This is a genomic window from Peribacillus suis (assembly GCF_059384845.1).
Map to the genome: position 1 here is coordinate 2,005,006 of NZ_CM182019.1, position 16,643 is coordinate 2,021,648.

At 37.8% G+C, this 16,643-nt stretch carries 13 protein-coding genes; 9 read left to right on the top strand and 4 right to left on the bottom strand.

Annotation, left to right across the window (positions count from 1 at the left end; genetic code table 11):
• Positions 1-161 precede the first annotated feature (161 nt).
• Positions 162-2,117 carry a GTP-binding protein gene (locus AC503W_RS09770; RefSeq protein ID WP_402959555.1) on the top strand — a complete coding sequence of 652 codons (1,956 nt, stop codon included), beginning with the start codon at positions 162-164 and terminating at the stop codon, positions 2,115-2,117.
• Between the two features lie 53 nt (positions 2,118-2,170).
• Here the strand turns inward: AC503W_RS09770 and AC503W_RS09775 are convergent, their stop codons facing one another.
• On the bottom strand, positions 2,171-2,836 hold the full coding sequence (locus AC503W_RS09775; RefSeq protein ID WP_402872907.1) for a lysozyme family protein: 666 nt from the start codon (positions 2,834-2,836) through the stop codon (positions 2,171-2,173).
• Positions 2,837-3,160: 324 nt separating this feature from the next.
• Here AC503W_RS09775 and map point away from each other — a divergent pair, with 324 nt between their 5' ends.
• From map to AC503W_RS09805, 6 genes are all read left to right on the top strand, one after another.
• Positions 3,161-3,907 carry a type I methionyl aminopeptidase gene (map, locus tag AC503W_RS09780; RefSeq protein WP_402872909.1) on the top strand — a complete coding sequence of 249 codons (747 nt, stop codon included), beginning with the start codon at positions 3,161-3,163 and terminating at the stop codon, positions 3,905-3,907.
• Positions 3,908-4,151: 244 nt separating this feature from the next.
• Complete coding sequence (locus tag AC503W_RS09785; protein WP_402872911.1) at positions 4,152-4,904, top strand: PadR family transcriptional regulator; 753 nt, start codon at positions 4,152-4,154, stop codon at positions 4,902-4,904.
• Between the two features lie 141 nt (positions 4,905-5,045).
• Complete coding sequence (locus tag AC503W_RS09790; RefSeq protein ID WP_427651290.1) at positions 5,046-6,293, top strand: GTPase family protein; 1,248 nt, start codon at positions 5,046-5,048, stop codon at positions 6,291-6,293.
• Positions 6,294-6,417: 124 nt separating this feature from the next.
• Positions 6,418-7,563 carry an acyl-CoA dehydrogenase family protein gene (locus AC503W_RS09795; protein WP_402991701.1) on the top strand — a complete coding sequence of 382 codons (1,146 nt, stop codon included), beginning with the start codon at positions 6,418-6,420 and terminating at the stop codon, positions 7,561-7,563.
• A gap of 389 nt (positions 7,564-7,952) precedes the next feature.
• Positions 7,953-9,941, top strand: coding sequence for an acetoacetate--CoA ligase (locus tag AC503W_RS09800; RefSeq protein WP_494917102.1), 1,989 nt, complete (start codon positions 7,953-7,955; stop codon positions 9,939-9,941).
• A 467-nt stretch (positions 9,942-10,408) separates the two neighbouring features.
• On the top strand, positions 10,409-10,879 hold the full coding sequence (locus AC503W_RS09805; RefSeq protein ID WP_494917104.1) for a hypothetical protein: 471 nt from the start codon (positions 10,409-10,411) through the stop codon (positions 10,877-10,879).
• A 122-nt stretch (positions 10,880-11,001) separates the two neighbouring features.
• On the opposite strand, the gene AC503W_RS09810 is transcribed toward AC503W_RS09805, so the two are convergent.
• Positions 11,002-12,261, bottom strand: coding sequence for a cytochrome P450 family protein (locus tag AC503W_RS09810; protein ID WP_494917106.1), 1,260 nt, complete (start codon positions 12,259-12,261; stop codon positions 11,002-11,004).
• A 1,910-nt stretch (positions 12,262-14,171) separates the two neighbouring features.
• Between AC503W_RS09810 and AC503W_RS09815 the strand changes: the two genes are divergently transcribed.
• Both AC503W_RS09815 and arfA read left to right on the top strand, forming a co-directional pair.
• Entirely contained in the window at positions 14,172-14,381 is a 210-nt protein-coding gene (locus AC503W_RS09815; protein WP_494917108.1) for a hypothetical protein, read from the top strand.
• Between the two features lie 122 nt (positions 14,382-14,503).
• Entirely contained in the window at positions 14,504-14,638 is a 135-nt protein-coding gene (gene arfA, locus AC503W_RS09820; protein ID WP_402991715.1) for an alternative ribosome rescue factor ArfA, read from the top strand.
• 270 nt (positions 14,639-14,908) lie between these two features.
• On the opposite strand, the gene AC503W_RS09825 is transcribed toward arfA, so the two are convergent.
• Both AC503W_RS09825 and AC503W_RS09830 read right to left on the bottom strand, forming a co-directional pair.
• Entirely contained in the window at positions 14,909-15,166 is a 258-nt protein-coding gene (locus tag AC503W_RS09825) for a hypothetical protein (protein ID WP_402959434.1), read from the bottom strand.
• A gap of 497 nt (positions 15,167-15,663) precedes the next feature.
• Positions 15,664-16,641, bottom strand: coding sequence for a bile acid:sodium symporter family protein (locus tag AC503W_RS09830; protein WP_494917111.1), 978 nt, complete (start codon positions 16,639-16,641; stop codon positions 15,664-15,666).
• Positions 16,642-16,643: the final 2 nt, after the last annotated feature.

Sequence of the window (16,643 nt, forward strand, 5' to 3'; positions counted from 1 at the left end):
GTATGTGGAATCGGTGTTATCAAGTTCATTCCGCGAGCTTGCACTAAGGAAATGATCATTAGTTCTAGAATATATACTCGTTGTTTAATTCAAAATCACAGATATTCTCTATCTTTAAAGGTAAGAAATTGGTGTGAAGGCACTTGAAAGAAGGAACATAAATGAATAAGACAATTGGAATAGTGGCACATGTGGACGCTGGGAAAACAACATTTTCCGAACAGCTTCTTTTTTATACGAATAGCATTAAACATAGGGGGCGTGTTGATCATCAGGACGCATTCCTCGATAGCCATGATATCGAGCGGCAACGAGGAATTACGGTCTTTGCAGATCAAGCCATGTTTTCTTACCGAGATTCGAACTATAATCTCATCGATACGCCGGGCCATGTTGACTTTTCACCGGAGATGGAGCGGAGTATTCAGGTGATGGATTATGCAATCATCATCGTCAGTGCAGTGGAAGGCATAGAAGGTCATACGGAAACCGTTTGGGGGCTTCTCCAGAAGTATCAAGTGCCCACTTTTTTCTTTATCAATAAAATTGACCGTGTAGGAGCAGATGTGGATGCTGTAATGAAAGATATACAGTTGAATTTAACCCAGGACGTCTGTAATATCACAGACTCTTTCACAGATGGAGTGATGAAAGAGGAGCTTGTGGAATTTGTCGCTGAACGTAATGAACTCTTACTGGATCATTATATGGATCAAGGTTATAACCAGGATTTGTGGTTTAAGACGATGAAAGATTTGTTTCATGATAATAAAGTATTCCCACTTGCATGTGGGTCAGCACTGCATGGTGTCGGAGTAGAGAGTTTTATGAAAAAGGTTGACCAGTTAACGGCCACGGATTATCGCAGCCAAGGACCATTTGCTGGGCGTGTGTATAAGATTCGTCATGATGGTAACGGAACGAGAATAACATTTATCAAAGCATTAAGTGGAACATTAAGAGTACGAGATGAAATCGAATATGGAAAACCAGAAGATTCCGTCTTCGAAAAAATCACATCCATTCGCATCTATAATGGTAGTACATTTAAAAACGTAAATCAGGTTGCGGCAGGGGAACTCTTTGCAGTCACCGGTTTATCCTTGGCATCAGTTGGGGATGGTCTAGGACTGATTAAAGAAAGTTCCGTTTTTGACATGATACCGACATTAAAGTCAAAAGTTACATTTGAACCTACTGTGAATATCAAAGAAGCATTACAGTATTTTAAAATTATGGATGTTGAAGACCCCTCATTGGATGTGTCATGGGAAGAACGCTCTCAAGAAATACACGTTCATGTCATGGGGACCATACAGCTAGAAGTATTGGTGCAGTTGGTCAAGGACCGATTCCTATTAAATATCACTTTTGAAAAGCCTGAAATCCTCTATAAAGAAACAATCGGTACAGACGCTATTGGATATGGACATTTTGAGCCTTTAGGACATTATGCGGAAGTTCATCTTCAATTAGAGCCGGGAGAAAGAAATAGTGGGATTACGTTTGATAATAGATGTCATGCTGATGACCTTACTGTGGGAATACAGAACTTAATCCGCCATCATCTCTTTGAACGGGAACATCATGGCATACTTACAGGTTCTCCCCTTACGGATATACATGTAACACTACTTACTGGACGAGCTCACAATAAACATACATCAGGTGGGGACTTTAGAGAGGCTACATACCGGGCATTAAGGCAGGGATTGGAAAAGGCGGAAAATATCTTGCTTGAACCTGTTTACCTATTTAAGATCAGAGTAGACCTGGACCAGATGGGCCGTGTACTTTCTGATATTCAACAGGCACATGGGAGTTTCGATTCTCCAAAAACGGAAGGTGACAAAGCGATTTTAACGGGTCTCGTACCAGTTGCCACATTTATGGACTATAGTAGCCAACTGGCTTCTTTCACCCAAGGGAAAGGGAACATAAACTTGACCTTCGCTGGATATGACTTGTGTCATAATCCCAAAGAGGTCATCGAACGGACCGAATATAATAAAAATGCTGATCCTGATTACACCTCATCCTCCATTTTCTGTTCCAAAGGGCAAGGGTATACAGTAACGTGGGAAGAGGCCGAGGGAAATATGCATGGACTTCAATAAGAAAAATCATATGGAATTATACAGTTAAAATAAAAAGAAACCAGATGTCGCAGCTAAAATGCTTCATCTGATTTCTCTTCAATGGCAATGGCAGGGGTGCTTTTTGTAAGTGTATCAAGAATCTTTTCTACTTTATCACTATAAGAAAAGTCCCCGTAACAATATGGATAACGGAAATTTTCCTCATTGCCACCACAGTCGTAGAGTTCAGGGTTCTTTTCAACTTGCAGGGCAGAGAACTGTTTTGCTAGCTCCTCAGTATGTTTGCCGCCGGAATTTGCAACGTAATCAATATATCCAATCCCCATATTATAAGATTGGATGATGGTTGAGAAGTCAACGGCTTTTTCGTTCCCATATTCCATGATTCTCTGGAAATGTTTCACGCCATATTCGATGCTTTCATTAGGGTCGGTTATTGTATTGGGAGCGAGACCGGCGGATTCGGATGCTTGCATGGGATCTCCTCCTTTTCCTCGACTTTCTTGTTGCATCACGGCAATCAATGTTAGCGTTTGATCCTCAAGGCCATATTTCTTCAATTCAGATTGAATTTGGGTGCTATATTTTTCAACGATTGCAAACGAGTTCATCTTATTAAGCGGTGTTGATAGTTTTACTGAAAAAGGTGTCTGCAACACTTGTTTTATAAACAGAAATAAAAAAAGCATCATCGATATTATCAGAATGACCTTTGATTTTTTACGTAATCTTCTCATGTTTTCTCCCTATTATCACTTTATCTTCTCTTATTCTACCAAAAAGAATGAGTAATAACTATTTTAGTATTCTTTTAAACATCCACAGTATATAGAATGAGTCTAGTCGTAGAAAGTAACGTATCAGAATCTATTCGCCTTCAATCATTTTTTTAATTGAAGGGCACGAACGATTTATATTTACCGGATGAAAATATATGTTCATGAAATGAGTAAACCATTGTTTTTTACCGGTGTTTTGGTTGCTTTTTATATAAAGGAAGGCATATGATAAATAAGGAGTCTCAACTAGAAAAGATAATTTAAGATGAAAGAGGATTTTAAATGATTACATTGAAAAGTGAACGAGAAATACATTTGATGCATGAAGCGGGCAAGCTTCTTGCTGAGACGCATAGAGAAATCGCAAAAATGATCAAGCCGGGCGTAACGACTTGGGAAATTGAAGAATTCGTTGAAAAGTTCTTGGCTGATCATGGTGCAACACCGGAACAAAAAGGCTACCAAGGTTATAAATACGCGACGTGCGCATCTGTTAATGATGTAATCTGTCACGGTTTCCCACAGAAGAAGCCATTGAACGAGGGAGATATCGTAACGATCGACATGGTTGTAAGGCTTAACGGAGGATTAGCTGATTCAGCTTGGACCTATAGTGTGGGTGAAGTTTCCGAGGAAGCACAACGCTTGATGGATGTAACGAAAAATGCTCTTTATAAAGGGATCGAGGCTGCACAAGTAGGCAATCGTCTTGGAGATATCGGGCACGCCATCCAATCGTATGCTGAAGGAGAAAAATTCTCTGTCGTACGTGATTTCACAGGACATGGTATCGGTAAAACGATGCATGAAGATCCAACCGTGTTACATTACGGTAAACCTGGTAAAGGCGCTCGTTTAAAAGAAGGCATGGTCATCACAATCGAACCTATGTTGAATGCCGGAACATGGCATATGAAAGTGGACAAGGATGGCTGGACAGCAAGAACAACAGACGGCAAACTTTCCGCCCAATATGAACATACGATAGTGATTACAAAAGAAGGACCAATCATTCTTACAGAACAATAAGAGATAACAAAAGCGATGACCTAATTTTATGGTCATCGCTTTTGTTGTATCCTCGGTGTAAATTTATTCCAGTAAATACCTCGTCAGAATACTATGAATGAATTTGACAACTAAAATGGACGGAATACATAGTTTAAGTACTAAGGTAATTAGGCACGAAACCCTTTACTAATTTGTGGGTGCGCAGGATAATAAGAAGAAGCTGAACTATTTTGTGACAAACAATATATAAGGGGGGTTGACAGTGAAGAAAGGGGAAAAACTATCTACAACGGTTGAGTCTGTTGGATTAAGCCAGAGAGAATTCTTAACGATTTTTTTACTGCATTCTTTGACGGATAAAGCTAACTATCCACGTGCCATTCATCAAGACCTGAAAAATATGTTTACAGGGAAAGTCCATAGTTATGACTACTTATGTAAAATTTCTAATAATCTCGTCGAATCCGGCCATTTATCATTATATACGAGTAAAGGAAGAAATTATTATCAAATAACAGAAAAAGGGAAAGACCTTTATACATGGTACCAAGAAAATTTCCTGGAACGTTTTTCTGAAGTGAAAAAGGTCATTGACAGGTTTATGTTCGATTTAAAAGGTTCTGGTACGAATCCTCCGGTTGTGAATGAACTACCAGAAGAATACCGCTCTTATTTCTCGAAAATCATTTCTGTGAAGGATCTAGTTCGTTACGTTACTTTGAAGGCCGCTTTCACTAAAAGACCGATTTATATGGGGGAAATTGCCGACTTGTTAAAAAATCAATTCGGCTGGATTGCCTCCAATGGATACTTATATGATTTATCACACGAAATGGAGGAGAATGGGTTACTTGTTGGTAGATGGGAAAGTGAAAAACGAACGAAGCGTTATTTACGGATTACAGATGAAGGACAGCATCACTATAAACAAATTGCCGATTCTGCGGCTTACCAAGTGCAGGAAATCCAAAAGTACCTGGCAAGCGTAGTGACCTTTCTCGAAGAAAAATCCTAACATCTTTCAATCTCCATTTACTTCGTTAAGAACAACTAATGCCTAGTGACTGAAAAGATCAATCATCTCATGTATATGCTTAAGACGAATCGTTCAGGGGTAAAGTTTAATAAAACTGTTCTTAATTAAGGGGGAATCACAATGAAAGAAAAGCGCGATGAAATGAATAGTATATATACATTGATTAAGAGCCAGGTCGATAAACTTCCTATTTCAGAATCTAAAAAGAATAAAATGCTGGACCAACTCTTAAAAGTAAAAACGATGACGGTTGATGCTAGGGAGCCACGGATTGCTCTTGTCGGAAGGCGTGGTTCAGGAAAGTCCTCTCTTATTAATTCGATGTTCGGAGAAAAACGGCAATATGTCAGTTCTGTTAAGTCTGGAACGGGTAAAGGCAAATGGCTGTGGTACCCTAGTGAAAACAATCCAAAAATCCGTTTGCTTGACTCTCGCGGTTTGGGAGAAAGTGAGGCGCCTACAGAGGCGTTTGAAGAAGAAACACCAATGGATGAGTTAATTAATGCGGTTACTGGGGAACAGCCGGATGTGTTTCTTTTCTTGATTAAAGCGAAAGAAACCGATTCACGGATTGAAGAAGATTTAAAAGAGCTAAATAAGCTACGGAAAATCGTGAAAAATAAACATCACTATGATGTACCAGTAATCTGTGTGGTTACCCAAGTCGATGAATTGGATCCACCTCATTATAAACAAGTGCCATTTGATGCCCACCCTAAGAAAAAACAGCATATAGATGAAGCAGTTTCGTTGATGGAAAAGCGATTTAAAGAAAGCGACATCCCACTTTTGAATATCATTCCGATTTGTTCTTATATTGATTTTGATGAAAATGGCAATATCGATTACGACATGAGATGGAACATCGATGAGTTATCTACCTACTTGATCGAGGCCTTACCCAGTGAAGCGAAATTAATGACGGCTAAGGCCATGCAAAGTCACTTCGTCAAGAAGAAATTCGCACGGACAATCGTCAGCACATTTACCGCTATTGCCAGTTTAATCGGCGCTGAACCCATCCCATTTGCTGATTTTCCAATATTGACCGGTATTCAAGGACTGATGATTGTAGTGATTGGATTTATCGCGGATAAAGAAATTAACACAAAAACAGCAAGTGAATTCATCGCCGCTCTAGGCATTAATGTCGGATTAGGCCTCCTTGTTAGGGAAGGCGTGCGTGCCGCAGTCCGTTTGATACCCGGCGCAGGTCTAGCTGTTTCGGGTGCTGTAGCGGGAGCCGTAACATATGGCATTGGTCAGGCTGCCATTACTTATTTCATTGAAGACAAAAGCATGGAGCAAGCGAAAGAAGCATATAAGCATGCTAATAATGTATATGAAAAAGAAGAAATTATCCCTTAATCAATTCGATTAAGGGAATTCTCGAATCATATATATGACTAAAGTGATAAGATATAGGTGAGTTATAGTGATGGATGATACTCGCGAATACTTGTAAGAGTATTTGGTTACATATCTAGAAGGGATGATTGACATGTTTTATCAAACAGACGCGCAAAAAAAATATATAGAAGAATTAGAGCGAGCGATACAGTCCTTCCCGGATCGTTCCGAATCACTTGATGAGTCTAAAGGTTTTCCTTTTGACAACATTCAAGAATTAAAAGCATTCGGTTATCCAACATTAACGTTAGCTAAAGAGTTTGGAGGACAGGGCGGTTCCTTATATGATTTTCTCTTAGCCCAGGAGAAAATTGCAGAATATTGTGGACCAACCGCTTTAGGAATTGGTTGGCATGTTGGGACGGTTTTATCTTTAACGGAGAAAAGGCCGTGGAAAAAAGAGGTCATGGACGAATTTTTCGAAGAAATATCTAGAGGAGCCCTTGTCAATACGGCTGCATCAGAAGCCGGAACGGGTAGTCCCACACGTGGAGGACGTCCTGAAACGACTGCACGTAAGAAAGGCGATAAATGGATACTTAGTGGCCGTAAAACGTTTACGACGCTTTCCCCAGTCCTTGATATCTTTCTTGTTACCGCCTGGGTAACGGAAGAAGAACAGATGGGTACTTTTTTGGTCCATCGAGACGTTCCAGGAGTATCGATAGAAGAAACATGGGATATGATTTCCATGCAGGGAACAGGTAGTCATGATCTTGTCTTAGATGACGTTATCATTCCAGAAAAGTACTATGTCATGCAAAAAAATCCCGGTAAAAGAATACCGGATGCTTGGCTACTGCATATACCAGCTTGTTATCTGGGAATTGCGACCGCAGCAAGAAATTATGCAGTCGAATTTGCAAAGACGTATTCCCCAAATAGTCTACCCGGACCCATCCGCGACCTTCCGAATGTGCAAAGAACAATTGGGGAAATTGAATTGGCATTAATGGAAGCGCGACATTTTCTCTTTTCCATTGCGGAAAAATGGGAAATGCAACCCGAAAATCATGACGAATTATCAAAAGAATTAGGAGCGGTTAAATTATCGGTCGTCAACAAATCCATAACCATTGTCGACAAGGCGATGAGAGTCGTTGGAGCGAAGAGTCTGCAACGGTCTAATCCGCTGCAACGATATTACCGCGATGTACGTGCAGGACTTCATAATCCACCCATGGATGATGTTACGATTACCACACTTGCGAAATCAGCCCTTTATTAAGAAAAAAGCTATTTAGACACTGAAATGGACCATTCGTTTCAGTGTTTTTTACGTTTAGTTATAGGGAAGCTTTAAATTTCTTTAAGACAAAACTTGTGAGGGATTCTCAGAAGAAGAACCTCATTCTCTGCTTTCATGGGTACAAATTAATGGAGATATTTATCACTTCGTTTTAAGTAAATATTCAATCTAGCTTTTATAGTACGTGAAGGTCTATAGGCGTGTTTGAAGGGAAATATCGAATAATTCAGCCTTCTTGACTGTATACGGATTGACGGTATTTCAACAATCCAGTATCATCAAGTTGAATTACCATTTATAGGATGTGTGCATTGATAAACAACTAGTAATAAACTGTTTGATTTTTGATAGCGAAGGGGGAAAATGATATGAAGTCACTTACAGAAGGACAAATCATTTGGGAACCGACACAAAAGCGGATTGAGCAAACGGGATTGACACACTATGCAAACTGGTTGAAAGAAAAGAAAGGCTTGGAATTTCAAGATTATCAACAACTATGGAAATGGTCAGTTGATGAACTCGAGGAATTTTGGGCATCTGTGTGGGAATTTTGCGAAGTGATTGCAACTAGACCATATGATAGGGTTTTAGCGGATCAGACGATGCCAGGTGCTAAGTGGTTTGAAGGCTCGCGGTTAAATTATGCGGAGAATGCCCTATCGAAAGAACAAGAAGGCAAGACGGCCATTTTCTTTCGTTCCGAGCATATAGTCAATCAAGAAATCAGCTGGAAAGCGCTAAAAGAAAAAGTTGCCTCTGTTTCTCACTCATTAAGAAAACTAGGGGTGAAATCGGGTGATCGAGTTGTTGCATACATGCCCAATATCCCTGAAACCGTCATTGCGTTCTTGGCTACGGCCAGTATAGGTGCCATTTGGTCAAGCTGCTCACCTGACTTTGGGGCAAAAAGCGTCATTGATCGCTTCAAACAGATAGAACCCGTTGTTTTATTTGCTGTTGATGGATATCACTATAATGGAAAGTCGTTCGATAAAACATCCGTAGTTGCCCAGTTACAAAAAGAATTGATTACAGTTAAACATACCGTACTAGTTCCTTACATAGATAAAAAGAATCTAGAGCAAAAAATAGAAAATATCATTCCATGGAAAACACTTTTAATAGAATCATCAGAGTTGTCCTTTGAAAGCGTTGCATTCGACCACCCACTTTGGATTCTTTATTCTTCAGGTACCACGGGCATGCCGAAACCGATTGTTCAAGGACATGGAGGAATCATTCTAGAGCATTTAAAAGCCACGCGCCTGCATCAAGATATGACATCTGAAGATACGGTTTTCTGGTTCACAACGACTGGCTGGATGATGTGGAACCTGTTGATGGCCGGACTACTCAATGGGGCGACCATTGTCCTCTATGATGGCAGTCCTTCCTATCCTGACATGGATACACTTTGGAAATTGGCAGAAGATGCAGGTGTGACTTCATTTGGTACTAGTGCTCCTTTTCTTACCAGCTCGATGAAACTAGGCATTAAACCAATCGAAACATATGATCTATCAAAATTAAAATCTCTTTTTTCTACGGGGGCCCCCTTATCAAGTGATGCTTATAAGTGGGTGTATGAACATGTTAAAATGGATATTTGGCTTAGTTCATCCAGTGGAGGGACTGATGTATGCTCCGGCTTTGTGGGGGGTGTATCCATACTTCCCGTTAGGATTGGAGAAATACAGGGTCGCTCGTTAGGTGTCCATGTTGAAGCATTTGATGAACAAGGGAACTCACTAGTAAACGATGTCGGTGAACTAGTGATCACTAAACCGATGCCTTCCATGCCGCTATATTTTTGGAATGATCATGATGGTGCAAGATACTTCGATAGTTACTTCGATACGTATCCAGGCATCTGGAAGCATGGCGACTGGATTAAGATTGATGATAGAGGCAGCTGCATCATTTATGGACGTTCAGATTCTACCATCAACCGTTCAGGTGTACGCATGGGGACCAGTGATATTTACCGTGTCGTGGAAGCGATGGATGAAGTGATGGAGAGCCTGGTTATTGATAGGGAGGTACTTGGTCGAGGATCATCCTTGCTGCTATTCGTTGTCCTTAAGCAAGGGAACTCTCTCGATTCGAATCTGATGACAAAAATCAAAAATGAAATTAGGGAACATGTTTCCCCACGCTTTATTCCAGATGAGATTTATCTCGTCAATCAAATACCAAAAACGTTGAATGGTAAGAAGATGGAAGTGCTAATACGTAAACTACTATTAGGATTCGAATTCGATAAAGTAGTAAATCCCGATTCCATGAGCAATCCTGAATCACTGTCGTTTTTCAAACAGTTGGCAATCGAGTTAAACGAGGAGAGAATCTTTTAAGAAAGATGGGCGGGGTTCAAAAACTCCGTCTTTTATTCGTTTTCTTAATGCTATTTTAATCTATCATTTTGTTAAGCTCATACTGTTGACTGGTAAGGCTTTGCAGACGTAAGGGGTTTAAGTAATATGTTGGGCTCAAATTAGAAGAAAAAATCAAGGATAGTGGCTTTATGGCCATTAAAGAAGTACCCATTCAAAGTAACGTACAAGTTTATTTAAACGATATTGGTATTGGAAGGTTCAGACTAGATTAAGAGAAAGGACATCTACTTTGGAGATATGCATACATAGGGAGAGGAGTTAAGTGGATTTTGTAGAGTACATTCATGATTAATTGAATTCGTACCTGATAACAAGGGGTTTCATAATGTGATAAAAATTATTTATAGTTCTATACTTCATTAATGGGGACTTGGGGCAACTTTTCATATGAATTAACGTCTATCTAATAAAGGAGGGGATTCTATATGAAAAAATGGTTAGCATTATCATTCTTTGCGCTTAATCTAATGGGGTGTTCAAACAGTAATGAAATGGATGGGGAAAAGCCCCCAAAGGTTCAGATTGAACTGGCTAATGAAGCATATGAAACGAAACTAGGTACTTACTGTTGGAGCGATAACAAAGTAAATACTTGTGTAGATATGGCAGGACCAGTGGAACTATTAGCGGATAAAAAGCCTATTGAGGCACTACCAGGTGAGAAGGTTACCATAAAGATGGATTATGAACCTAAACCAAATGAAATGTATATAACACAGTTTAATGCGAATGAGAAAAATAAAGAAACAGACATTCATTTAAGGGATGATCAGTTTACTGTTCCTAAAGAAAAAGGGATTTACTATTATTCATATAGTGTGTGGTGGATGGATGGAGAGGATGCTACTGTGTCCAAAGGTGATGCTTTTTATGCATTTGTACTAAAAGTTAATTAGGAAGTGGATGTTGGTTGATGATACCTATATTCTAATAGTGAAAAACCCAAAACAATAAATACCTATTAGTGGTTTGGGTTTTTATTTTGGTAAGTATCGAAACTAGAAGAGTGAATACATTTCTAAAAAGCAACAGGAAGTGAATCAAGACTTTGGGATGAGAGTGAAAACTGCCACTCAACTTTCTCCTTAGGAATACTTAACCTTAAGTTGGGCATTCGTTTTAAAAGCGTAGTGAAGGCAATATCTCCTTCTATACGAGCAAGCGGAGACCCTAGACATACGTGTAGGCCATGTCCAAAGGCGAGGTGACGATCTATCTTACGTTTAATATCTAAATCTTCTGAGTCAGTAAAGACGTTCTCATCACGATTGGCGGCTTTCACCATCACAAGTAGTAAATCTCCTTTTTTGATTTGCTGCCCACCCAATCGTGTATCTTCTTTAGCAAAACGTGGTCCTACAATCGTTGATGGACCATTGAATCGCAATAGTTCTTCAACAGCTGAAGGAACTAAAGTTAAATCAGCCTTAAGCATTTCTAACTGTTCTGGATGTTCAAATAACATCATAGTGCCAGTTGCAATTAAGTTCGACGTTGTCTCATGACCAGCAAAAATAAGTAAAGTGATCATCGAAATCAATTCTGACTTATCAAGACGCTCACCTTGTTCTTCAATGGCAATCAACTGGCTAATTAAGTCATCGGAAGGATTCTTCCTTTTTTCTTCAACTAACATTTCAGTATATTCCCCGAACTCTTGTAAGTGCTTCCCAACTGTCGGGTCTTGTTTACCCAAACCTAGGCCATTAGCGATTACGGTGGACCAAACTTTAAGTTTTTCACGATCTTCATGGGGCACACCTAACATTTCTGAAATTACGTTTATCGGTAAGGGGTAAGCATAGTCTTTAACAATGTCCATCTCACCTTGAGACTGAACTTGATCCAGTAATTCATCGGCGATTTCTTGAACGCGAGAACGTAACCCTTCCATGTATCGAGGTGTAAAGGCTTTTGAAACTAACATACGTAATCTTCTATGATCTACACCAACAGCAAAGAGCATGGACTTCCCAGTGAAAAAGGTATCGGGCGACGATGAATCTACATCATTAGCCATTTTATCCCTAAAGCTTTTGTCATTCTCAATCGTTTTTGGGTCTACAGTATATATAGCGTGCTGTTTCAAAACTTGAATCGCTTCATCCATATGTACAACTAGCCATGCTTTACTATCTGTTTGGCCAAAAGGGTTTGGAATAGAAATGACAGATCCCGCTTTACGTATTTGCGCGAATATAGAAAATGGATTCTCTTTATTTTCTCCACTTAATAGATTTAGAACTTGCTCTGGCATCATTTGATCTGACTTATTCATGTTCTATCATCCTTCCTAATAAATATTGGTTATTAGTTCATACTCGTGTAAGTTGTCGTAAAGCAAAACTATTTCATTCAAAGAATCCAGAATCCAAAATTATTAATTAATTTGCAGTTTAGTAATAAGTACATGTACTATGATTACTTATTTCACTAACCTCCTTAATTAGAACTTCATCTTACTCAAAACAAATTACTTTAATTTGAGTAAGATATTATTAAAGGTTACAATTGATTTTTTTCTTAGTCAATGCGAGTAAAGTACTTTACTGATAGTAGGTATAATGGAGGAATGTTTAGAAATATAGTTTTAAATCTGTATAACTTTGCTTATAAAAGAAATCTATATCTAACTAATTAATTGACTAAAGTGTGTATTCAATTAATAGTTAGGAGTGACACTTGTCCATTTATACTCAGCGAACTTATTAGTGAACGTATTAACGGAATTGCTATCATTCGTAACAAAATCAGACTGGAGGGAAAACGGAAAGGAAACATAATTATCATTATCAGTTTAATTTATGGAAAGCGGCTACAGTTATATTTAACAATTGGGAAGGTTGTGATGTTGAAAAGAATTTATAGATATTATTAGTGTTAAAGTGGAAATCACTAATAAATTCGAATGAATTTATTATTCTGAAATACTTTTATTGAAGTGTTAACCCGTGATTTTTATCATTTTAGTTATATTTATATATATTGATATAGTAATGGGCGTTTTAAGAATATCTTGTTCATTCGTTATACTTTTGATTGATTGAAGCCAGTGAAGTAAACGGATTTTACTAATATATATAATACGAGATAGAAGGGGAAGGGCGGGTAATATTGATAGTGGGTTTAAAAACAATTCAAGTCAATACACATCCAAAATTGAGAGATATTACTCGTATAGTAAACCAAAGTTTACATAACAATAAAAAAGTATTTTGGATGTTGTTTCATTTAGAATTAAAGACTCTTGGTGGTTTGCTGTTATAACGTACAGGCTTGATACAAAATGTGATACAAACGCTTGTTATTATTTGGTAAGTAATTTAAAGCGAGACTAATATTAATAATATAAGCAGGAGCTCATATTATTAATATTTCTGTTATGGAAATAAAATAACACTGGAGTTTCCAGATTACATTTACTGTGAGTGCATTAAAATGAATGAAAATTGTAAGTGATCCTGATCAAGAATAATCAATAATAGTTTTATAAATTATTTACATTAAATCTAAATCATTTAAATAGATGAAAACTTGTATGTGTTATAAAATTCATAGTTATGTTAGAGCTTTATATAAAAACATAAATTTTGATTTGGTCTCACTTAGTTAAGTATTCTTATGATATGAGACAAATGTTGATATTATTTTATAACTTCCTATAATATATATTATGTAAACTAGAATTATTCATTTTGCTCTGTGACAGACTTTCTGCCCTAACCTTTCATGACTGATGACATTAATCTATTATATATTTTACATTCCATTAAAGTGTTACCTTCTTTCCATAGATTCTGTTATACTTTAATATTGATTTCAAGAATAACCACTTTTTGTGATCTTTTTATTAATCTAAAGCCCCATTAGTTCCCGTTGAAAATCAAAATAATTCTAAAGTAATTCCTGCATTTCATAACACTATGGTAGCTGGAACTTTGGATGCTCCAGGTAATTAATGCTGTTCTTTCAGAATTGGGATCAATGTTACAAGGTTATGTATAAGCATATAATGAAAAAGCAGAATTAATTGCTGTTAAACGTTCAATTGGCTCATGAGAATAAAAAGCTCGGATAACCTTAAGCCCAACCCCTCCTTCTCTTTCTAATTTTGTGTTATTTGTAAATATTGGATGTTATTATAATGAGAATACCAATACATACATAAATTAGGATTGGAGGATACCTATGAGTAATAATCAAAAGTTATTTTTAATATTGACCTTGATACCTTTAGTGATCGCTCTTGTTATTGTATTTAATCCCGACTTTTTAATACCATTAGGGTATGAACTAGGTGTCAATGGTCTAGTCATTTCAAGAAATCTTTATGTCTTGTTTATCTTATACTTGATAACTAAGATCGGTTTTTATTTTGCAGAAAAGAAAAAGGATTAGCCATATAAAGCTAGTCCCTTTTACTTTATGTTTGACATCTTATTTTCCTCCCTTCCATAGAAAGGTAGCCATTTCCGGCTGTCTTTTTTTATTTCTACATATCTACGAAAGAAGGAATACATATGGCTAAAACTAAAAAGAAAACAATTGGCGAACTAACAAATAGTAGAATGTGTTGGGCTTTCGACCCCTCCACTCGTGTAATCAAGAATAAGAAAGGAAAGGGTTCTTATAATCGTAAAAAGGTTTCCGTATAAAATGCTACACAGGTTTCGCTCTTTAATGCACCAAAAATTTTATAATGCACCAAAACGATTTAATGAGCGGAGCTGAGATAATAAATAAGAGCAGTCCATTTAAGGCGCTGCTCATTCCTATAATATCTATACTAGTGAAGTTTTCTTCTTCCAGTTCCTCATAATGACTTCTCCTTCTTAATGTCCGATAATCTCTCCTTTTAGTAAAAGGAAGTGCCCGACTCGTTATTGAACTAAAGCCCCTATTTGCTCAATAAGTGTATTACTTTTTTAGGATTTTCCATTATTCTTTGAATTCACAATACGTTCATTTCCTCTTTTAAAGTTCCCTGTGATCTTTGCCAATATCAGTTGCACTGCTTTTTCATTTTCAGCAATGTTAATCTTTTCTAAAATTTTTTCAGCATCTTTACCTTTTAATAATTTTACTTGTTTTCCCTTATAATCGATAAAAACAGTATTACTTTTGGTAATTCTGTAACTAAACGGAGCTTCATCTAATCGTTTTCTATTATCAATATTGCCCACTTATATACCTCCCTAATAAACTCCGAATCTACATTCCATTTAATCTCATTCGATTCCCGCCCCGTGCTCAAAGGCAATTATTTTGCCCCATTTTCTTTTTCATAAGCATTTCACAGAAAAAGGCCAATCCTACTTGGTTCAGGAATCCTTCCAAAATCTTTTAATATGCAAATACCATTCGAAATATTTTACAGATTTCCTTTTATTGAACGACAATATATTGTTGCTGTCGAACGTAGTTCTGAATTTTTTCATTATATGTTCAAAGGATCTCCAAATAGAATGAAATTTTATTTGGAGACCAATAATAGATACTATTTCATATGATGTACATGATTATGTGAGACAAAGTGTTACTTTCACCTTGTCTGAATTCTTGTCTGATCCCAAAAACTCTACTGTTCGACATTCTACTATTGGATCTAAATTCTTTGGACTTTTCAATTTCAGACAAAAAAAGAATCCCATGAAGAATGGAATTCTTAAATCATTCATATTTAAACCTTCGTCTCCATTGGCTGCACCGGTATTTCCTCGATCTCTTTATTACCAGCAGACTTTTTTGACCAGTATGTCGCAAGAATGGGTCCGGATATATTATGCCAAGCAGCCGCCAGAACGCTTGGGAGCGCTGCTAACGGTCCGAAATGAGCAGTTGCAAGGGCAACGCCTAATCCAGAGTTTTGCATGCCCACTTCAATTGAAATCGCCCTTCTATTCACTTCATCAAGCCCAAGCGCTTTTGCCGCAAAGTAACCAATCAGAAGTCCGAATCCATTGTGAAGCATGACTGCCGTGAAAATAAGGAACCCAGATGTAGCAATACTGGAGGCGTTTCCTGAAACTACTGCGCTTACAATCGTGATAATAGCTACAACAGATATAAGCGGTAATACGGTTAAGCTTTTCTCTACTATAACTGGGAAAAACTTTTTAATGATCAGACCTAAAACAATGGGAAGAATGATGACTTGAACGATGGACATGAACATTGATGAAAAATTAACCGGCATCCATTGGCCTGCCAGCAACAGCAGAAGCAATGGTGTCATAATTGGAGCCAGTAAGGTTGATACCGAAGTCATAGCAATTGACAAGGGAACATTCCCTTTTGCTAGATATACCATAACGTTCGAGGCGGTCCCGCCTGGTACACAGCCAAGTAACACCAACCCTGCAGCCAATTCAGGTGGTAAATTCATGACTTTCGCAATAAAGAATGCCACTAATGGCATGATGACAAACTGTGCGGCAACACCAATGATTACGGGCAGAGGTTTTGTAATGATGATTTTAAAATCAACTGCCTTTAACGTAAGACCCATTCCGAACATGACAATGCCTAACAATATCGTAATATACCCTCCAAGACCCAAAAAGGGATCTGGAAACATAAAGGCAATGACGGATATTAAGATAACCCAAACAGCAAAATATTTTCCGGCTAACGCACTGAGAGTTTCTAGAACTTTCATCT